This window comes from Roseateles agri, from assembly GCF_034043675.1.
GTDB lineage: Bacteria > Pseudomonadota > Gammaproteobacteria > Burkholderiales > Burkholderiaceae_C > KK5.
This window is the reverse complement of the sequence record NZ_JAXCLA010000002.1, coordinates 76,777-96,739: the sequence shown is the minus strand read 5'-3', so window position 1 is coordinate 96,739 and position 19,963 is coordinate 76,777. Positions and strand designations below refer to the sequence as shown.

Sequence of the window (19,963 nt, the reverse complement as noted above, 5' to 3'; positions counted from 1 at the left end):
TGCTGCCGGCCGCGCAGCGTGCGTGCATGCAGCCCGGGTTACAGCTGAAACACCCGGGGTTTCGGCTGCAACGCAGGTGCGCGCCGTGCAAACGCTGCCGCAAACCGGCCGTCCTAACTTTCTTCTCCAAACTCTGAGAGCCGACCGTGATCCATCACTTCATGAACAAGTTCTCCATCGGCAAGCGCCTGGCGCTGGTGCTGGGGCTGATGCTGCTGCTGGCCTTGCTGGGCAGCCTGTTCGCGATCGCGCAGCTGCGCACCGTCAGCGCCGAGGTCGACACCATGGTCGGCAACGACCTGCTGGCCGAACGCCGCGCCAGCGACTGGTACTTGAACGTCTACGGTGGCGTGCAGCGCGCCGCGGCCATCGCCAAGAGCAGCGACCCCTCGCTGGCCGACTACTTCGCGCCGGCCAGCGCCGAGTCCGTGCTGCAGACCAACGAACTGCAGAAGCAGCTCGAGAAGCAGATGGACACGCCCGCCGAGAAGGCGCTGTTCGAGAAGATCGGCGCCGCGCGCAAGGTCTACCTGGCATCGCGCGACGAGGTCTACCGGCTGAAGAAGGAGGGTGACTCGGCCGGCTCGCTGAAGGTGTTCACCGAGCAGTTCGAGCCCGGCTCGGCCGCCTATCTCGCGATGGTGCGCCGCTTGGTCGACGCGCAGCGCGAACAGCTGGACGCTGGCGCCCGCCGCGTCGACGAGCTGCGCGAACGCACGACGCGGCTGCTGGCCCTCAGCGCCGCGCTGAGCCTGGCGATCAGCGGGCTGCTGGCCTGGGCGCTCGCCAGCAGCATCACCCAACCGCTGCGCAATGCCGAGCAGATGGCGCTGCGCATCGCCGACATGGACCTCAGCGGCGCGCCGCAATCGCACTACGCCGGCGACGAGACCGGCCGGCTGCTGCGCGCGCTGGACGCGATGCGCGGCGCGCTGCAGCGGGCGCTGCAGGAGGTGCGCGGCGTGGCCGATGGCATCTCCACCGCCAGCACGCAGATCGCCAGCGGCAACCACGACCTGTCCAGCCGCACCGAGCAGGCCGCGTCCAACCTGGAGGAGACGGCCGGCTCGATGGAGCAACTGACCGGCACGGTGGCGCAGACGGCAGATTCCGCCCGCACCGCGCGCCAGCTGGCCAGTTCCGCCGCCGAGGCGGCGGGCGAGGGCGGGGCCGTCGTCGGCCAGGTCGTCGCGACGATGGAAGAGATCAACAGCAGCTCGCGCCGCATCGCCGACATCATCGGCACGATCGATGGCATCGCCTTCCAGACCAACATCCTCGCGTTGAATGCCGCAGTGGAAGCGGCGCGAGCCGGCGAGCAGGGCCGCGGCTTCGCGGTGGTCGCCTCCGAGGTGCGTTCGCTGGCGCGCCGCAGCGCCGAGGCGGCCAAGGAGATCAAGTCGCTGATCGGTGCCTCGGTCGAACGGGTCGAGGCCGGCTCCGCGCTGGTGAACCAGGCCGGCGGCTCGATGCAGGAACTGGTGACGCGGGTGCAACGGGTCAACGACATCATCGGCGAGATCACGATGGCCGCGGGTGAGCAGAGCCAGGGCATCGCGCAGGTCAACGTCGCGGTCAGCCAGCTCGACCAGATGACGCAGCAGAACGCGGCGCTGGTCGAGCAGTCCTCGGCGGCCACCGAGAGCCTGCGCGAGCAGGCGGCGCGGCTCAACGAGGTGGTCGGTGTTTTCAGGTTGAGCTAGCCGCTCCACAAAATAGGTGATGACCGGGGCCGCCCCGGTTCCGAAGATCGCCTTCCCGATCACAGGGAGGCAGCATGGCAACGGCAAAGACGAAGGCAAAGGGCAAGAAGGCAGCGGCCCCGGTGAAGCGTCAGCTCGACGCGCGGCCCGACACGATGGACTTTCGGGACCTGATGTACGTGCCGACCTTGATCGAGGTGCCGACGCACGTGCCGCTCACCGACTACATGAAGTACCGAGTCCCGGTGCTCGACCAGGGCCAGGAAGGCGCCTGCACCGGCTTCGGCCTCGCGACGGTGGCGAACTACCTGCTGATCCGCCGCCGCGTCGTGTCGGACAAGATCCCCGTCAGCCCGCGGATGTTCTACGAGAACGCCAAGCGCTACGACGAGTGGCCCGGCGAGAACTACTCCGGCTCCAGCGCCCGCGGCGCGATGAAGGGCTGGCACAAGCACGGCGTCTGCGCGGAGAAGGACTGGCCCTACCAACTGGCCAAGAAGGACCCGCAGGGCATGACCGATGCGCGCACCTCCGCCGCGCGGCGGCGGCCGCTGGGCGCCTACTTCCGCGTCAATCACAAGGACCTGATCGCGATGCACGCGGCCATTGCCGAGGTCGGCGTGCTGTACGCGACCGCTTCGGTGCATGAAGGCTGGAACGACGTCGGCGCCGACGGCCTGATCGAGCAGTCGCCGAACATCACCGGCGGCCACGCCTTCGCGATCGTCGCCTACGACGCCGAAGGCTTCTGGATTCAGAACTCCTGGGGCAAGGACTGGGGCCGCAAGGGCTTCTGCCACATCAGCTACGACGACTGGCTCGACAACGGCACCGACATCTGGGTGGCGCGGCTCGGCGCGCCGGTCACCTTGCGCAGCCTCGAAGGCACGGCCCAGGCCCATGCCGCGACGGCGGCGCAGTCGGTCGCCTACGCCTATGCGGACCTGCGGCCTCACATCGTCAGCGTCGGCAACGACGGCAAGCTGCGCCCCGGTGGCGAGTACGGTACGACCGAGCAGGAGCTGGCGCAGATCTTCAGCGAGGACATGCCCCGCGTGATGAAGGACTGGCCGGTCAAGCGCGTGCTGCTGTACGCGCACGGCGGCCTGGTCGGCGAGCAGGCCGCCGTGCAGCGGCTGGCCGAGTACCGGCCGGCGCTGCTGGCCTCGGGCGTGTATCCGCTGGCCTTCATCTGGCGCACCGACTACTGGACCACGCTGACCAACATCCTGCAGGACGCGATACGCCGCCGCCGCCCCGAAGGCTTCCTCGACTCGGCGAAGGACTTCATGCTCGACCGGCTCGACGACGCGCTGGAGCCGCTGGCCCGCGCGCTGACCGGCAAGCTGCAGTGGGACGAGATGAAGGAGAACGGCCTGGCCGCCAGCAACGAGGGCGGCGCGGCCTGGCTGGTGGCGGCGCAGCTGAAGGCGCTGGCCGCGAAGATGCCGGGGCTGGAGATCCACGTCGTCGGCCACAGCGCCGGATCGATCCTGCATGCGCCGCTGCTGCAGCGGCTGACCGGCCCGCTGGGGCTCAAGGTGCGGACCTGCACCTTGTGGGCGCCGGCCTGCACGGTGGACCTGTTCAAGAAGGCCTACCTGCCGGCGATAAAGGCCGGCGCGATCGGCCGCTTCGCGATGTTCGCGCTGACGGACAAGGCCGAGCAGGACGACAACTGCGCCCGCATCTACAACAAGTCGCTGCTGTACCTGGTGTCCGATGCCTTCGAGGCGAAGCCGCGCATCCCGCTGCTGCGCGACGGCGTGCCGCTGCTGGGCATGCAGAAGTTCATCGAGCGCGACGCGGAACTGGTGGCCCTGTTCAAGGACGGCGGCGGCGGCGAACTGGTGCTGGCGCCGAACAACGAGCCGGAGGGCTCGCTGCGCGCCTCGCAGGCCCGCCACCATGGTGACTTCGACGACGACATGGCGACGGTGCAGGCGACCTTCGCCCGCATGCTGCAGCCGGCATCGGCCGGCGCGAAAGCCTTCGCGAAGACGAGCGCAAAGGCGGGTCCGAACATCACCTTCCAGCACTCGGCCTCGTCGCTGCGCCAGCGCCGCGCCGGCATCGACGAGATGACGCGGGGCTCCTAGCCCAGCACGTCCACCGGCGTGTCGAACACATAGCCCGCACCGCGCTCGGTGCGGATGAACTGTGGGAAGGCCGGGTCGGCCTCGATCTTGCGGCGCAGCCGCAGGATCTGCACGTCGATCGAGCGGTCGTAGACCTCGGCGCCGTGCAGGCGCGAGAGGTCCAGCAGCTGGTCGCGCGAGAGCACGCGCTGCGGCGCCGCGCACAGCGCCTGCAGCAGGTTGAACTCGCCGTTCGACAGCTCCACGCGCCGGCCCTCCGGCGAGCTGAGCCGGCGGCTGCGCAGGTTCAGCTCCCAGCCGGCGAAGCGGTAAGCGCGCAGCGTGCGTTCGTCGCGCGTGGGCCCGCGCGGCTGGCGCTGCAGCTCGCGCGCCAGCTCGAAGCGGCGCAGCACCGCGCGGATCCGCGCCAGCAGCTCGCGCGGGCTGAAGGGCTTGGTGATGTAGTCGTCGGCACCGAGCTCCAGGCCCATCACGCGGTCGGCCTCCTCGGTCTTGCCGGTGACGATGATGACCGGGATCTGGCTGCCTTCGCGCAGGCGGCGCGCCAGGGTCATGCCGTCCTCGCCGCCCAGCCGCAGGTCCAGCACCACCAGGTCGACCAACTGCTCGGCCAGTACCTGCTGCATCTCGGCACCGCTGGCCACCGCGGTGACGCGCAGCTCGTTCTCGGTGAGGTACTCGGCAATCAGCTCGCGCATCGCCGCGTCGTCGTCAACAGCCAGGATGTGGGCTTGCCGGTTCATGATGCAGCTACGCTAGCACGTAACGCGTTATTTCAGCGGTGTCGCATCATTACAGCTGAAACGCAGCCGTAGCGCAGCAAAATGATCGCCGCACCGGCAGGCCGTTCAATCGGCAGCATGGTGATCGTGATCGACGAAGACGAGCCGCTGCGTGCCTTGCTGGTGGAGTGGCTGGTGGCGGCGGGCCACGCGGACGCGCGCGAGCTGGCGCCGGACCAGCTCGGCGCCGATCTTGGAGGAGGGTGGGTGGAGCTGGTGGTGATCGACCTGCCGCGCAAGAGTCCGCGCGTACTGCTGGGGCGCGTGCGCGCCGCCTGGCCGGATGCGGGCCTCCTGGGCCTGTCCACCCAGGTGCGCGCGAGCCTGCCGCCCGCCTCGCCGGTGGTGCGCGAGCTGGGTCTGGTGGGCCTGCTGGCCAAGCCCTGTTCGCGCGAGGAACTGCTCGCCGCCGTCGCCGAGGCGCTGCGGTGGCCGTAGCGAACCCGCGCCTGCGCTTGCGGCGCTGGATCCTGGCGACGGGGCTGGCCGTGATCGCCGCCTTCGTCGGCTCATCGGTCTACGACGCCTGGCGGCTCTACGACCAGCTGAGCGAATCGACCGAGCGCGAGCTGACCAACCTGGCGCGGGCGCTGTCCGAGGAGGCCGAGCGCAGCCTGCAGGCCGTGGACCTGCTGCTGACCGACACGCAGCTCTGGTACGAAAGCACCGGCCGCTCTCTGACCGGCCTGGAGATCGAGCGGGCGCTGGCCTCGCGGGGCAGCGCGACGCCCTACGTCAGCATGCTGACCGTGGTCGACGCCGAGGGCGACCAGCGCTTCCGCTCGCGCACGCGCTCCGTGCCGCTGGCGCACGTGGCGGATCGGCCCTACTTCATCGCCCAGCGCGACGGCCTGGCCAAAGGCCTGTTCATCAACCCGCCGATCGTCACGCGCACCGACAAGAAGATCTCGCTGGTCGTCTCGCGGCGGCTGGAGCACAACGGCGAGTTCGACGGCGTCGTCACCGCCAGCGTCACCCTGGACGACCTGCGCGAGGTCTACGACGCGATCCGCCTGGGCGAGCACAGCGCGCTGCTGCTGACCTTCGACGACGGGCGCGTCGTCGTGCGGCACCCGGTGCACGAGGTGATCAAGCCCGACACGATGTTCCCCGAGGTCGTCGCGCTGAAGGACCAGCCGGTGGCGCGGCGCATCAGCCCGGTGGACGGGCGCGAGAAATTCATCGTCGCCGCCTCGGTGGCGGATCGGCCGCTGATCCTGGCCGTCACGCGCGACGTGCAGGGCGCGCTGCAGCCCTGGCGCGACGATCTGGTGACGGTGGCCGTGCGCACCGTTTTGCTGACCGGCGTGGTGCTGTTGACGATGGCCGTGCTGATCCGGCAACTGACGCGGCTGGAAGCGGCCGAGGCCGAGCGTGCGCAACTGGAGGCGCAGCTGCGCCAGGCCCAGCAGCTGGAGGCGCTGGGCACGTTGGCCGGCGGCATCGCGCACGACTTCAACAACATCCTGGGCGCCATCCTCGGCCACGGCGAGATGGCGCAGCGCGAGGCGCCCGAGGGCAGCGCGCTGCGCCGCCACGTCGATCGCGTGATGCAGGGCGGCGAGCGTGCGCGGCTGCTGGTGCGGCGCATCCTCGACTTCAGCCGCGGCAGCGTGCGCGAGCGGGTGCTGGTGCCGCTGAAGGCGGTGGCCGAGGAGGCGCTGGCGCTGCTGGCGCCGGGCCTGCCCGCGACGGTGCGGCTGGACGCCAGCCTGCGGGCCAACCGCGTCGCGGTGCGCGGCGATCCGACGCAGGTTCACCAGCTCGTCAGCAACCTCTGCGCCAACGCCGTCGCCGCGATGCCGGACGGCGGCGTGCTGACGGTAGGCCTCGAATGCGCGGAGCTGGAGCAGGCGCTGCGTCTGAGCCACGGCAGCGTCGGGCCGGGCGTGTTCGCCTGCCTGGCGATCGCCGATACCGGCACCGGCATCGCGCCCGAGGTCTATGCGCGGATGTTCGATCCCTTCTTCAGCACCAAGCGTGTCGGCGAGGGCACGGGCCTGGGCCTGTCGGTGGTCCACAGCATCGTGGCCGAGATGGGCGGCGCGCTTGACGTGCGCACCGCGTCGGGCCAAGGCAGCCGCTTTTCGATCTGGCTGCCTATTGCCGGTGACGCGGGCGAGGCCGAGACGGGAGCCCGCCCGGCCGACGCCGAGATGCCGCGCGGCCAGGGCCAGACGGTGATGCTGGTCGACGACGAGGCCGCGCTGCTCGAATCGGCCGAGGAGATGCTGGCGCAGCTGGGCTACGAGCCGGTTGGCTTCTGCTCCGCCGCGGGCGCGCTGCAGGCTTTTCGCGACGACCCGCAGCGCTTCGACGCGGTACTGACCGACGAGACCATGCCCGAGCTTGCCGGCACCGCGCTGGCGGCCGAGCTGCAGGCGCTGCGGCCGGGCCTGCCGGTGATCGTGATGAGCGGCTACGGCGGCCCGCCGCTGGAGGCGCGGGTGAAGGCCGCCGGCGCCCGCGCGCTGCTGTCCAAGCCGCTTGCGATGCGCGACATCGCCGAGGCACTGGCGCGCCACGGTTTCAGTTGAAACGCGGCAAGTAACCGCCGCGTAGCGGCGCGGCCGGAGCATCGCGCCACGATGCAAGCCCCGGCCTCCACCCTTCCCGACGCCATCGCCGACGCGCTGGCGCCGGCGCCCACGCCGCGTGGCCTGCTGCGCCGCCGCGTGGCGCTGCTGCTGGCGACCCTGCTGGGCCTGCTCGTCGCCGCGGCGGTGCTGGGCCTGCAACTGGTGCTCGGCGCACCCGCCGGGCTGCTGCCCTGGCTGGCGGGCCTGCTCGCGCTGGTGCTGCTGCTGGGCGCGGTGCTGGCCGGCGGCTGGCTGCTGCGCCAGGAGCGCGAGGCCCGCCGCAGCGAGGCGCGCACTCGACAGCTCGTGCTGGAGCTGCGACGGCAGCGCGACGAGGCGCTGGCCGCCAGCGATGCCAAGACGCGCTTCCTCACGCAGCTGAGCCATGAGCTGCGCGTGCCGCTGCATGCGATCAGCGGCTTCGCGCAGCTGCTGCAGATGGAAGGGGGCGAGCTGCCGTGCCGCTGGGTCTGCGGCATCGTCGAGGCAGCCGCGCACATGCAGGCGCTGACCGAGGACCTGTTCGACATCGCGCGCATCGAGGCCGGCGGGCTGCGGCTGAAGATCCAGCCGCTGGCCCTGGCGCCGCTGGTCGCCGATGCGCTGCGCCTGCTGCAGCCGCTGGCCGAGCGCGCCGACGTGAGGCTGCTGCCGGCGGACGGCGGCGAGGGCCTGCGCGTGCTGGCCGATCTGCTGCGCCTGCGCCAGGTGCTGCTGAACCTGATCGGCAACGCGATCAAGTACGGCCGGCCCGGCGGCCGGGTGCGCATCGAGCTGGAGGCGGGCCGCGACCTGATGCAGCTGCGCGTGGTCGACGACGGCATCGGCATGGATGCGCAGCAGCTCGCGCGCCTGTTCGAGCCCTTCAACCGCCTCGGCCGCGAGAAGGGCCCGGTGGCGGGCAGCGGTGTCGGCCTGGTGCTGGCGCAGCAGCTGATGCGGCTGATGCAGGGCGAGATCCACGTGGAGAGCCGGCCGGGCGTGGGCACGACGGTTCACCTGCGGTTACCTGTGACCGATCCCCACCCTCCTGCCTGACGAGGTCCGACGATGATGGCCACCCTGTTCGGTTCGCTGAAGTTGCGCATCGCGCTGATGGCCGTCTCGGTGATCGCGCTGAGCGTGGGCATGACGGTGTTCCTCGTCACCCGCGACACGGCGCTGCGGGCCGAGAGTTCGATCAAGGATTCGGCGCTGGACGTGGACACGGTGGCCAGCACGATCTCGTCGAGGCTGCTGAACCGCGAGCAGGCGCTCGCTCGGGTGGCGATGCAGTGGCCGCGCACGGCGGCCGCGCCGGACCGCGCCGTCGCGCGCGCCTTCCTGAAGCAGCAGGCGGTGTTGGGCGTGCTGTTCCCGCACGCCTTCGTGGCCGCGGCGCGCGATGGCCGCGTGCTGGCCGCGGTTGGGGACGACGACGCCACCGTCGCGGCGCTGGAGGGCCGCTCGCTGCTGAGCCGGTCCTACTTCCGGCAGGCGGTCAGCGGGCGCGAGCTGTCCGTCTCGGAAATCATGGACGACGGCGGCAGCACGGCCGGCGAGCTGCACGTCGTGCTGGCCGTGCCGCTGCGCGATGCCGCGGGCAAGGTCGTGGCCGTGCTGGGCGGCGTGCTGCGCCCGCAGACCGATACCGTGCTGACCGACTCGACCCGCGCCAGCAGCCTCAGCCAGGACCCGATCGAGACCATCATCACCGACGCCGCGGGCCGCATCGTCTCGCACCCGGACCCTGCCTGGCTGCGCCATGACGTCGGCGAGGACCCGCGCCTGGCTGCTGCTGCCGCCCGCTGGCGCAGCGAGGGTTCGCCGATGGAAGCGCAGGCCTGGACCTGGCGCACCGGCGACCAGTTCGTGGCCATGGCGGCGGTGCCGGAGGGGAACTGGATGGTCTTCCGCGTCGCCTCGGCCGATCTGCTGCTGGGTGGCCCGGCGCGCGGCCGGGCCGAGGCGATCTGGCTCGGCGCGCTGGTGGCCATCGCCGGTGCGACCCTGATGCTGCTGGCCACGATCTGGCTGCTGCGGCCGATGCGCCTGCTGGAGCGCCGCGCGCGGCGCCTGCTGGACGAGAGCCTGCCGATCGATGCCGGCTGGCCGGTGGGCAGCGGCGAGATCGGGCGCCTGTCGGCGGTGTTCCGGCAGGTCCTGGTCGAGCGCGCGGCGGTGCAGCGCGACGGCCGCCAGATGCTGGCGCGGCTGCGCGCGGTGATGCGCAATGCGCCGGTGGGCATCGCGATCAGCCGCCAGGGCCGGGTGGAGCTGGCGAGCGGCCGGCTCGGCGAGCTGCTGGGTTACACCGAGGCCGAGCTGGTCGGCGCGCCGCAGCAGATCATCTTCCCCGGCGGGCCGGGCAGCGAGGAGCTGATGGCGCAGGCCGATGCCGCGCTGGCCGCCGGCCAGCTCTTCTCCGACGAGGTGCAGCTGCAGCGCCGCGACGGCCGGCGCTTCTGGGCCGCGCTGCAGGGTGCGGCCGTCAACGCCGGCACGCCCGAGGCCGGCGTGATCTGGCTGGTGGCCGACATCTCCTCGCAGCGCCAGCACCGCGAGCAACTGTCCTGGTCGGCCACGCACGATCCGCTGACCGAGCTGGTGAACCGGCGCGAGTTCGAGGCGCGCATGCATGCGCTGCTGAACGATCGGCGCCGCCACGGCCCGGCCTCGGCGCTGTTCATCGACCTCGACGGCTTCAAGGCCGTCAACGACAGCGCCGGCCATGCCGCCGGCGATGCGATGCTGCAGCACGTCGCCACCTTGCTGGGCAGCCGCGTGCGCGATGGCGACACGGTGGCGCGGCTGGGCGGCGACGAGTTCGCCGTGCTGCTGGCCGGCTGCGACCGCGCCACCGCCGAGGCGGTGGCCGAGCAGATCCGCAGCCGCATTGCGGCCTTCCGCCTGCCCTGGCGAGACCTGACCCTGCAGGTGGGCGCCAGCATCGGCGTGGTCGAGATGGACGACAGCTTGCCCGACATCGCCGCGGTGATGGCCGCCGCCGACGCGGCCTGCTACGAGGCCAAGCGGGCCGGCCGCAACCGCGTGCGCAGCCACCGGCCGGAAGGCGCGGCGGTGCACTGAGGGGGCGGGCGGCTGCTCAACGGTCGTCGAAGGGCGCGAACACCTCCGCGACCCAGTCCGCGAAGGCCCGCACCTTCGCACTCAGGTGCCGATTGCTGGGATAGACCAAGTGCAGCGGATGGCGCGGCCGCGTCCAGTCGTCGAGCACGGTGCGCAGCCGGCCGCTGGCCAGATGGGGCGCCACCGCGAACTTGAAGGTCTGCCCGATGCCCAGGCCGGCCAGCAGCGTGCTCAGGTGGGCCGTGCTCTCGTTGACGGCCACGTCCGACTGTCCTGGCACCAGCAGTCGTTCGCCCGCCTTGTGGAACTCCAGCGGGAAGGCCCGGCCGGTGAGCGAGGAGAAATAGCCGGCGATGGCATGGCCCGGCACGCGGGCCTTGTCGCCCGGCTTGGGCTCACCGGGGAGCAGGTCCAGCGGGTGCTTCGGCGTTCCCCGGGCGCCCAGGTACACGGGGCTCGCGCAGGTGACCCAGTCCAGCTCCGCGATGCGCCGCGCCACCAGCGAGGTGTCGGCCAGTTCGCCGCCGCGGATCACGCAGTCGACGCCCTCACCGATCAGGTCCAGCGGGCGATCGCTGACACCCAGGTCCACCTGCAGCTCCGGGTAGCGCGCGCGAAAGCCCGGCAGGGCGGGCAGCAGGATCATGTTCGCCAGCACCGAGCCGATGTCCACGCGGATGCGGCCGCGCGGCTGGGCGCGCGCCTGCATCGTGCTCTCGTCCATGTCCTCCAGCTCGGCGATCAGCCGGGTGGCGCGCTCGTAGTAGGCGGCGCCTTCCGGCGTCACGCTGACCCTGCGCGTCGTCCGCTGCAGCAGCTTGGCGCCCAGGTGCCGCTCGAGGTCCTGGACCAGCTTGGTGACGGTCGGCCGCGGAATGTTCATCGAGTCCGCGGCGCGGGAGAAGGCGCCGGTCTCGGCGATGCGCACGAACACGCGCAGGGCAAGCAGTTGGTCCATCGCCCCGATTATTCACCAGCATGAAATAAGAAGCAGTGGAATGAATATTTATTCATTCCCATGAATTTTTTAAGCTTCGCTCACCCTTTCATCAACGGAGCAAAGACATGGGCAACAGCAACAAACTCGCAGGCAAGGTCGCGGTCGTCACCGGCGGCAGCACGGGCATCGGTCTCGCGGCCGCCAAGGCCTTCGCGTCGGAAGGCGCGTTCGTCTACATCACCGGCCGCCGCCAGGCCGAGCTGGACGCCGCCGTGGCGGCCATCGGGCCGAATGCCACCGGCGTGCAGGCCGACTCGTCCCGCCTGACGGACCTCGACCGCCTCTACGACACGATCCAGGCCCGTCACGGCCGCATCGACGTGCTGTACGCGAATGCCGGCGGCGGCTCGATGCTGCCGCTCGGTGCGATCACCGAGGAGCACTTCGACGACACCTTCAACCGCAACGTCAAGGGCGTGGTGTTCACGGTGCAGAAGGCCTTGCCGCTGCTGGACAAGGCATCGAGTGGCGCGTCGGTGATCCTCGCGGGCTCGACGACCAGCATCATGGGCACGGCGAACTTCAGCATCTACAGCGCCACCAAGGCCGCCGTGCGCAACCTGGTGCGCAGCTGGGCGCTGGACCTCAAGGGCCGCGCCATCCGCGTCAACACGCTGTCGCCGGGCCCGATCCACACGCCGGGCCTGGTCGATCTTGCCGGGCCGGACGCAGCGAACCAGCAGGGCCTGCTGGACTACCTGACGGCGCAGGTGCCCATCGGCCGCATCGGGCAGCCGGAGGACATCGCCAAGGCCGCGGTGTTCCTGGCCTCGGACGATGCTTCCTTCGTCACCGGCATTGAATTGTTCGTCGATGGCGGCATGGCACAGGTCTGAACTCAGCCCTGCGAGGCGCGGCTGAGCTCGGCGAGACGGCTGTCCAGCTCCTTGAGCTTGCGGGTCTTCTCCTCGGCGTCCAGCGTCGAGTCCGTCTCGACGCGGGCGCGCTCGCGGGCCAGCTCGATCTGGCGGATCGGCACCAGCTGCGCGTCGCTGGACGGGCGGATGGCGCTGTACTCGATGTTGGCCAGGATGGCCTTCTCACGGGCGTCGCGGCCATAGGCCACGAGAAAGTCGCGGATCTGCTTCTTCGTCACGGCGTCCAGGTCCTTGCGCCACACCAGCGGATCGCTCGGGATCAGCGGCGAGCGCCAGATCTCGCGCACCACCTTCGCCTCTTCGGGATGGGTCTTCTCGAAGCGGCTGGTGTTCTCGGTGTTGTTGGTGGCCACGTCGACCTGGCGGTTCACGATGGCCAGCAGGTTGGCCTCATGGCTGGCGCGGATCGTGCGCTTGAAGTCGCGCAGCGGGTCGAGCTTGTTCTGGCCGAAGGCGAACAGGCCCGGCACGGCTGTGCCGCTGGTGGAGTTCGGGTCGCCGAAGCCCAGCGACAGGGCGGCGTGCTGGCGCAGCACGTCGTCCAGCGACTTCAGCGGGCTGTCCTTGTGCACGATCAGCAGCGAGTAGTAGCCCTCGGTGCCGTCCTTGCCCACGGTCTTGGCGAAGACCTCGCCGTTGGAGCGGTCCACCGCCTCCATCGCCGACTTGTTGCCCATCCAGGCGACCTGGATCTTGTTGAAGCGCATCGCTTCGATGATGCCGGCGTAGTCGGTGGCGAAGAAGGATTTGACGGTGAGACCCGTCGCCTTCTCCATGTCCTGCAGCAGCGGCTGCCAGGCCGTCCTGAGGTTGCCCGAGGACTCCGTGGAAATGAAGCCGAAGCTGATTTCCCGGGTCTGTGCGTGGGCCACCGTCGAGACGAGGCCCAGCAGGCCGGTCAGCAGGGCGAGGGTGTGGCGACGGATCATGTCGTGCTCCTGGAGGCGGTGGAATGGGATCAGCGCGCGATGCCCATCGCCGGGTCGCTGACCGAGGGCTGGCCGTTCTCGACGCGGCCGGCGATGCGGCGCAGGTACTCCGGCGCGCCGGCGACGGTCACGTTGAAGTCGTACCAGCGGCCCGTGTCGTGCAGCGCGATGTCGATCTTGCTCTGGCCGTGCGGCGCGACGCTCACGTTCAGCGGTGCCGCACTGCTGTAGGCGTTGGGCGTGATCGTGAAGTTGCAAGGCGTCGCGCCGGTGTTGCCCAGCGTGATGCTGAGCTGCTCGGCCGCGGGGCTGTAGCTGATGCTGATCTCCGGGTTGGGCTGGGCCGCCGCGGCCACGCGCTTGGCGTTGCCGATGAAATGGCGGTGGAAGCCGTTCGGGCCCAGCACCCACAGGTCGTAGGCGCCGCTGGTGGCGGGCGTCCAGACATCGCTCAGCTGCTTGCCCGGCTCCACCGTGTAGCGGCGCGGAATCTGTGCCAGGTTCAGCCGGTCGTAGACGTGGAACACGGCGGCCTTGGCGCCGGTGTTGGCGAACACCAGCGAGACCTGCGTGCCGCCCAGCGTCACGGTGTTGGGCGTGATCTGGCTGGTCACGTGCAGCTCGTAGGGCAGGGCGCGCGAGAAGCGGGTGCCCGTCTCCTGGAACAGCGGCTGCGGCGTCGCCGGTGCGGTGGCGGCCGGCAGCGAGCGCTGGTGCGCGTCGGACAGGCCGTAGTTGCTCTGGTCCGGCAGCGTGGGCAGGGTCGGGTCATTCGGGTTGACGAAGTCGAAGCAGCTCGTCAGGTCGCCGGCCACGGCGCGGTGCCAGGGGCTGATCGTGTTGATCGTGATGCCGAAGCGCTTCTCGAGGAACATCGCCATCGAGGTGTGGTCGAAGACCTGCGAGTTGACCCAGCCGCCCTTGCTCCACGGCGAGATCACATACATCGGCACGCGCGGGCCCATGCCCCAGGGGCGGGTGGTGCCGCTGATGGTGTCGGCGGCGTTCAGGTAGCTGCGCTTGGGGTCGTAGAAGTACTCGCCCGCCAGGCTGGTCGTGGACTTGCCGGCCAGCGTGCCGTCGGCCTTGTACGAGGGCAGCGCAGGGGCGGGCAGGTGGTCGAAGAGGCCGTCGTTCTCGTCATAGGTGATGAAGAAGGCGGTCTTGCTCCAGACGTCCGGGTTGGAGGTCAGCGCGTCCAGGATCTGGGAGATGTAGTAGCCGCCGTGCGTCGGGCTGGAGCTGGCGCCCGGGTGCTCGGAGTTGGACGAGGTGGTAATGATCCAGGACACCTGGGCCAGCGTGTTGTTCTGCACGTCCTTCTTCAGGTCGTCCAGGCTGCGATCGGTCATGCCGTTCACGTAGATCGGCGAGCCCGGCTGGGCGGTGCGGAAGCTGGCGAAGGCCAGGCAGCCGTTCATCGCGCCCGTCCAGTTGTCGTTCATGTTCTGGTAGAAGCGCCAGCTCACGCCGGAGCGCTGCAGCACGTCGGGGATCGTGTCCCAGGTGAACGAGCTGCCCGGGTAGACGTAGGTCTGCGGCCAGGCGTTGGGCACCCAGTTCGACGGGTTGGGCCAGCAGCGCAGGTTGTTCGGCTCGCTGTTGTCGGACTGGCAGTTGATGCCCTGGGCGCCGAGCTTCGGATCGAAGTTGCTGCCCGACCAGAAGACGATGCGGTTCGGGTCGGTGCCGGTGGTGACGGAGCAGTGGTAGGCGTCGCAGAGCGTGAAGGCCTCGGCCAGCGCGAACTGGAAGGGCACGTCGGCGCGCTCGTAGTGGCCCATCGAATACTGGGTCTTGTACTTGGGCCAGAAGCCCATCTTGCCCTGGTTCCAGGCGGCCTGCATGTCGGAGAACGAGTGCGGCGTGTCCGGCATCAGCAGCGCGTTGTTCTTCGTGCTGTCGAGGTGGTACGGCGGGATCTCCTTGGTGCCGTCGGACTGGAACCAGACGGGCTTGCCGCTTTCCAGCGGGATCGGGAAGCGGTCGCCGAAGCCGCGGACGCCGCGCATCGTGCCGAAGTAGTGGTCGAAGCCGCGGTTCTCCTGCATCAGGATCACGACGTGCTGGATGTCCTGGATCGTGCCGGTGGCGTTGAACGCCTTGGTGGCCAATGCGCGGGCGATGGCGGGTGGCATCGCGCTGGTGGCGGCACCGGCGGCGGCGGTGGTGGCGAGGTTGCGCAGGAAGCTGCGGCGGTCTTGCTGGGTCATGGGAATCTCCTGGATCGGGGAAATCTGGGGTGAGCGCTTGCTCAGCGCTGGCGACGGCGGCGCGCGACGAAGCTCACGACGCCGAGGCCGGCGGCCAGCAGCGCGTACTCGGCGGGCTCGGGCACGGCGGCGGTGAAGGTGAAGTCGTCCATCGTGGCGGCGTACAGCGCCGGGCCGCGGAACACCACCTGGTCCACCAGGCCGGCGTAGCCGCTGGACAGGAAGCTGGGCGTCGCGCTCGGGTCCAGGGTGCTGGAGCTCCAGACCTTGCTGCCGTTCAGGTAGAGGTCGACGCTGACGGTCGCGCCCTGCAGGCCGGAGAACCAGGCGCCGTCGAATACGCTGGGCGTGTTGAAGCGCACGGCGCTGCTGGCCTGGCCGGCGGCGGCCTCGCTGTCGTCATACCAACCGAGCGCGGCGCGGAAATCGCCCGAGTGCGGCGTGTAGGGCGCGTTGTCGCCGGCGTAGTAGGACCAGCCACCGGCCGACCAGTCGAGGCCGCCGTAGTTCGCCGGCACGGCGCCGCCGGCACCGATGTCGTCGAAGTTCAGCACGGTGGAGGCCTGCGCCGCCGATGCGCCGATGGTCAGTGCGGCGCCCAGCGCCGCGGCGAAGAAAAGCTTGTTCATTGCAGATCACCTCGTTGGGATGGATGCGTCCATGCTAGGAACGCCAAGTGACAGGTGCGTGAAATGAATTCACGAATATTTGTCAAAACATTTGAACTAAATTCAATCTACGATCGGCGCCATGAGCGCACTCCTTGCCGATCTCCCTCTCGCGCCGCTGCACTGGCGGCAGGCGCAGCACTTCCTGATCGACCTCGACGGCACGCTGGTGCACTCGCAGAGCGAGCCGCTGGACGGCGCCATCGAACTGCTCGAACTGCTGGCCGGGCGCTATGTGGTCGTGTCCAACAACTCGACGCATACCGCTGAGGCACTCGCCCGTGCGCTGCGCGCACGCGGCCTGCCGCTGTCGGCCGAACGCCTCGTGCTGGCCGGCGAACAGACCCTGCGCTTCATGGCCGAGCAGCATCCCGGCGCGCGCATCCGACTGCTCGCCAGCGCGGCCCTGCGGCGCCATGCGCAGGCGCTGGGCTGCCACCTGGTCGAGGCATCGCCGCATTTCGTCGTGCTCGCTCGTGACGAACGCTTCGACTACGCGACCCTCTCCGCCGCGGCCAACGACTTGCGCCTGGGTGCGCGCCTGGTCGTCACCAATCCGGACCTCACTCATCCGGCACCGCACGGCGCGGTGGTGCCCGAGACCGGCGCGCTGATGCGCGCGCTGGCCGCGTGCGCCGGCATCGAGCCGGCCCATGTCATCGGCAAGCCCGAGGGCGGCCTCTTTGAAGAAGGCCTGCGCCGGCTGGGCGCCCGGGCTGCGGACACGCTGGTGATCGGCGACAACCCGCTGACCGATGCCCTGGGCGCCGCCCGGCTGGGCATGCGCTTCCTGCTGCTGGGGCGCGACCCGCAGGCCCGCGCCCTCACGCCGGCCGCGCTGCTGCGCCTGCCCTGAATGCTGCGTCTACCTTGAAGGCAGGGCCGCAGCGCGGCCCACGCATCAGCGTGCCTTGCGGCGAGCGCTGAAGCCGATGCCGACCAGGCCGGCCAGCATCAGCGCGACGGTGGCGGGTTCCGGCACGGCGGCCACGGGCAGCGTGGAGATCGCGCCGATGGCGTCGATGTCGGCGCCCGAGGAGCCGCCGCCGGTCGTCAGGTGGTTCGGGTTCGCGTCCGTCAGGCGCACATACGAGAAGTGGTCGGCCGCGGTGAAGCCGTAGGAGTCGAGGTCGACGGCCGAGGTCGAGCCGCCCAGCGCACCGACGTTGGACCAGTTCACGCCGTCCTTGCTGACGGCCACGTACATCGGTTCGACCGAGGGGCCCACTTCGAACACGGCCAGGTCGTAGTTCGAAGTGCCGTCCGGCACCAGCACGTTGTCGGTGAAGCGCCAGATGGCGCTGCCGCCGTTGCCCAGCGACATGAAGGTGCAAGGCTGGGTCTTGGCGGTGCAGCCGCCGCCGGAGACGTAGTTCGGCACGCCGAGGCTGGCTTCGGGGTGGTTGTTGTACTGGTCCGGGGCTTGAGCGGCCGTCGGATACGAGCGCGAGACGAACTCGTCGGCGAACGAGATCGAGCCGGCCGGGAAGTTCACGCCGGCGTAGACCGTGGCGTTGGCTTGGGAGGAGAGCAAGGCCGATGCGGCGAGGGCCAGGGCGAGGAACGGGGTCTTCATGGTGTCACTCCAGGTGGGGATGGTCCGCGGCAGGGACGAATGCCGCGGTAGCCCCAGACTAGGCCCGGCGCGTGACAGGGAGGTGAAGTTTGTTCAGTCCGTTCGCTCTATGGATTGAGCGAATATCAAAAGTAATGGATCAATAACGTTTGAGCGAGAGCACGTCGAAGGTCTTGCGGATGGTCTTCACCGCGCGGCTGTAGTCCGCCAGCGCGAGGCAGGCGATCAGCACGTCGATGATCGCCAGCTGCGCCAGCCGGCTCGTCATCGCCTCGGTGCGGAACTGCGTCTCGCGGGCCATCGTCAGCAGCAGCACGTCGGCGTACTGCTGGATCGGCGAGCGCCCGAAGTTGGTGATGCAGATCGTCTTGGCGCCGGCCTCCTTGGCCAGCCGCGTCGCCGTCACGGTCTCGTGCGTGCTGCCCGAGTGCGTCACGGTGATGACGACGACGTCCGGCCCGGTCAGCGCGGCGCTGATGACCTGCACGTGCGAGTCCAGCACCGACTTGGCGTTGAGCCCGATGCGCAGCATCCGGTAGTGCGCATCCTCGGCGATCGGCGCGGCGCTGCCGATGCCATAGATCTCGATGCGCTTGGCCGCACGGATCAGCTTGACGGCCTTCTCCACGCTCGCGGCGCTGAGCGTGGACTGCGTGTCCTCCAGCGTCTGCACATTGCTGTGGAAGATCTTGGCCATCACGTCGGCGACCGGATCCTTCTCCTCCAGGTCCTCGTGGATCAGCTGCACCGGCTGCACGATCTCCTGCGCGAGCACGATCTTCAGCTGCTGGAAACCGGTGGCGCCGACGCTCTTGCACAGGCCCACGACGCTGCCCTCGCTGGCACCGGTGCGCTCGGCCACCTCGCTGACCGACATGTGCACCACCTCCTGCGGATGCTCGACGATGAAGTCGGCGATGCGCTGGACCGCTGGCCCGAGCGTGGGCCGCAAGGTGCGCAGCCGCGCCAGCACGGCGGACACCGAGATTGCCGCGACCGCTGGCGTCTTCTTGCTCGCGGAGCGGCGGTTCGGGCGGGCGGGAGAGGATCCGGTGGGACGCTGGGCCATGTCGCGCTAGGGAGAAGTGTCGGGGGAGGGTAATTGCGCCGCGACTGTAGCGCAGCGATTTGACACCTGAAGGGCTCAGCGGACGCCCGGCAAGGCGGTGCCTTCGACACGCACGACGGGCCAGTTGACGACGATCTTCGTGCGCGTCAGCTCGACCTCGCCTTTTTCCTCGGCAGCCAGCACCGCCTCCTCGGACTTGAGCACGTGCTGCGCAACGCCGGGCTTCCAGCGCACCATCACCAGCACCCACAGCGGGTGGTAGTTGCGGTCGGTGTTCTCGGCACCCACCGGCTGCGGGATCGAGGGCAGCACCGAGCCCTGCTCTTCGCCCGGGAACTTGTAGGCCTTCTCGACCGGGCCGGCCTTCAGCGCATCGGCCAGCGCGGGCACGTAGTTCAGGCCCTGCTTGCGGGCGAGGTTCTGGTCGGAGACATCGGTGCTGATGTAGTGCACCTGCTTGCCTTCGTACCAGGCCTCCTTCAGCGGCAGCGTGATCTCGGCGGCCGTGGCGGCCGAAGCCAGCAGGTAGATCAGGGCGAGGGCGCTTGAGCGGACTTGCATGGGAAGCCTCCGGGCATGGGTGTCGATGCGCACGATTCTGACGTGAGTACCGAAAGTCGCGTGGGTGGTTCGCAGCGGCGGAAGTTCAGCGCGCCTGCGCGCCCAGCCAGCGTTTCAGCGCCCAGCTGCCGACGATCACCAGCGCCGCGATCAGCCCGATCAGCAGGTAGCGCTCCGGCCCGGGGTTCTGCAACGCGTCAAGTATCCGGTCGGTGAAAACGGCGATCAGCACGATGCCGGGCAGCATGCCGAGGGCGGAGCCGAGCAGCATGTCGCGCCGGCGCAGGTGGGTGCTGCCGGCGATCATGTTGACGATGGCGAAGGGCAGTGCCGGCACCAGGCGCAGCGCGATCACCGCCACCAGGCCGCGGCGTTCCAGGCTCTCGCTGACCTTCACGATCTTGGGGCCGGCCATGCGCAGCAGCACCGCGTGGCCGAGCTGGCGGCCGATCATCTGGCTCGCCAGCGCCGACAGCAGCGCGCCGGCCAGCACGCAGGCACTGCCGACCCAGGGGCCGAGCGCGAGCTGGCTGACCAGTATCAGCAGGCCCAGCGGCACGGCCACCGTCAGCGCGAGCGCCAGCGCCACGACGGCGCCCCAGGGACCGATCGCGTCGCCCATGCCCCGCAGGGTGTCGATCAGCCGCTCGGGCGTCAGGTATTCGCGCAGCGGCGACCATTGCCACGCGGCGGAGAGGCCCAGCAGCAGCGCGATCAGCAGGCCCAGGCCGATCAGGCGCGGCTCGGCGAAACTTTTCTTCATTGCCCGCATTCGGCATTTCGGGCCGAGCGCCGGGCCGCCCCAAGCCGGCCCGCGATGGCGATGTGCTTGCGGCT

The 19,963-nt window shown here is 69.9% G+C and carries 17 protein-coding genes; 8 read left to right on the top strand and 9 right to left on the bottom strand.

Annotated elements, in window-relative coordinates; genetic code table 11:
- Positions 1-161: 161 nt before the first annotated feature.
- Together SNE35_RS04615 and SNE35_RS04610 are read left to right on the top strand one after the other, a co-directional pair.
- On the top strand, positions 162-1,703 hold the full coding sequence (locus tag SNE35_RS04615) for a methyl-accepting chemotaxis protein (RefSeq protein WP_320422356.1): 1,542 nt from the start codon (positions 162-164) through the stop codon (positions 1,701-1,703).
- A 74-nt stretch (positions 1,704-1,777) separates the two neighbouring features.
- On the top strand, positions 1,778-3,802 hold the full coding sequence (locus SNE35_RS04610) for a C1 family peptidase (protein WP_320421689.1): 2,025 nt from the start codon (positions 1,778-1,780) through the stop codon (positions 3,800-3,802).
- Here SNE35_RS04610 and SNE35_RS04605 read toward each other — a convergent pair.
- Positions 3,799-4,545: a response regulator gene (locus tag SNE35_RS04605; protein ID WP_320421688.1), complete on the bottom strand. Its 747-nt coding sequence runs from the start codon at positions 4,543-4,545 to the stop codon at positions 3,799-3,801. The two genes, SNE35_RS04610 and SNE35_RS04605, sit on opposite strands and share 4 nt — an antisense overlap.
- A gap of 117 nt (positions 4,546-4,662) precedes the next feature.
- Between SNE35_RS04605 and SNE35_RS04600 the strand changes: the two genes are divergently transcribed.
- The 4 genes from SNE35_RS04600 to SNE35_RS04585 are packed head-to-tail and all read left to right on the top strand — an operon-like array spanning position 4,663 to position 10,232.
- Positions 4,663-5,022 (top strand): DNA-binding transcriptional response regulator, encoded by a 360-nt coding sequence (locus SNE35_RS04600; RefSeq protein ID WP_320421687.1) that lies wholly within the window; start codon positions 4,663-4,665, stop codon positions 5,020-5,022.
- Positions 5,013-7,121: an ATP-binding protein gene (locus SNE35_RS04595; protein WP_320421686.1), complete on the top strand. Its 2,109-nt coding sequence runs from the start codon at positions 5,013-5,015 to the stop codon at positions 7,119-7,121. Before SNE35_RS04600 ends, SNE35_RS04595 begins: the two co-directional genes overlap by 10 nt.
- A 51-nt stretch (positions 7,122-7,172) precedes the next feature.
- Complete coding sequence (locus SNE35_RS04590; RefSeq protein WP_320421685.1) at positions 7,173-8,201, top strand: sensor histidine kinase; 1,029 nt, start codon at positions 7,173-7,175, stop codon at positions 8,199-8,201.
- A gap of 12 nt (positions 8,202-8,213) precedes the next feature.
- On the top strand, positions 8,214-10,232 hold the full coding sequence (locus tag SNE35_RS04585; RefSeq protein ID WP_320421684.1) for a sensor domain-containing diguanylate cyclase: 2,019 nt from the start codon (positions 8,214-8,216) through the stop codon (positions 10,230-10,232).
- Between the two features lie 16 nt (positions 10,233-10,248).
- Here SNE35_RS04585 and SNE35_RS04580 read toward each other — a convergent pair whose 3' ends face one another.
- Positions 10,249-11,190 carry a LysR substrate-binding domain-containing protein gene (locus SNE35_RS04580; RefSeq protein ID WP_320421683.1) on the bottom strand — a complete coding sequence of 314 codons (942 nt, stop codon included), beginning with the start codon at positions 11,188-11,190 and terminating at the stop codon, positions 10,249-10,251.
- A gap of 107 nt (positions 11,191-11,297) precedes the next feature.
- Between SNE35_RS04580 and SNE35_RS04575 the strand changes: the two genes are divergently transcribed.
- The gene (locus SNE35_RS04575) at positions 11,298-12,068 is read left to right on the top strand and encodes an SDR family NAD(P)-dependent oxidoreductase (RefSeq protein WP_320421682.1); all 771 of its coding nucleotides are present in this window, start codon (positions 11,298-11,300) and stop codon (positions 12,066-12,068) included.
- Positions 12,069-12,070: 2 nt separating this feature from the next.
- Here SNE35_RS04575 and phnD read toward each other — a convergent pair whose 3' ends face one another.
- Genes phnD through SNE35_RS04560 form a run of 3 tightly spaced genes read right to left on the bottom strand, consistent with a single transcriptional unit; the run spans position 12,071 to position 15,881 of the window.
- Positions 12,071-13,039, bottom strand: a complete 969-nt coding sequence (gene phnD / locus SNE35_RS04570; protein WP_320421681.1) for a phosphonate ABC transporter substrate-binding protein — start codon at positions 13,037-13,039, stop codon at positions 12,071-12,073.
- A 29-nt stretch (positions 13,040-13,068) separates the two neighbouring features.
- A complete protein-coding gene (locus SNE35_RS04565) occupies positions 13,069-15,252 on the bottom strand; it encodes a phosphocholine-specific phospholipase C (protein WP_320421680.1) in 2,184 nt (727 codons plus the stop codon).
- Positions 15,253-15,293: 41 nt separating this feature from the next.
- Complete coding sequence (locus SNE35_RS04560; protein WP_320421679.1) at positions 15,294-15,881, bottom strand: PEP-CTERM sorting domain-containing protein; 588 nt, start codon at positions 15,879-15,881, stop codon at positions 15,294-15,296.
- Positions 15,882-16,002: 121 nt separating this feature from the next.
- Here SNE35_RS04560 and SNE35_RS04555 point away from each other — a divergent pair, with 121 nt between their 5' ends.
- Entirely contained in the window at positions 16,003-16,776 is a 774-nt protein-coding gene (locus tag SNE35_RS04555; protein WP_320421678.1) for an HAD-IIA family hydrolase, read from the top strand.
- A 45-nt stretch (positions 16,777-16,821) separates the two neighbouring features.
- Here SNE35_RS04555 and SNE35_RS04550 read toward each other — a convergent pair whose 3' ends face one another.
- The 4 genes from SNE35_RS04550 to SNE35_RS04535 all read right to left on the bottom strand — a co-directional run bounded on the left by SNE35_RS04550 (position 16,822) and on the right by SNE35_RS04535 (position 19,889).
- Positions 16,822-17,496, bottom strand: a complete 675-nt coding sequence (locus SNE35_RS04550) for a PEP-CTERM sorting domain-containing protein (RefSeq protein ID WP_320421677.1) — start codon at positions 17,494-17,496, stop codon at positions 16,822-16,824.
- Positions 17,497-17,635: 139 nt separating this feature from the next.
- On the bottom strand, positions 17,636-18,565 hold the full coding sequence (locus SNE35_RS04545; protein WP_320421676.1) for a MurR/RpiR family transcriptional regulator: 930 nt from the start codon (positions 18,563-18,565) through the stop codon (positions 17,636-17,638).
- Between the two features lie 75 nt (positions 18,566-18,640).
- Positions 18,641-19,126, bottom strand: a complete 486-nt coding sequence (locus tag SNE35_RS04540; protein ID WP_320421675.1) for a DUF7482 domain-containing protein — start codon at positions 19,124-19,126, stop codon at positions 18,641-18,643.
- An 85-nt stretch (positions 19,127-19,211) separates the two neighbouring features.
- Entirely contained in the window at positions 19,212-19,889 is a 678-nt protein-coding gene (locus SNE35_RS04535; protein ID WP_320421674.1) for a TVP38/TMEM64 family protein, read from the bottom strand.
- Between the last annotated feature and the right edge of the window lie 74 nt (positions 19,890-19,963).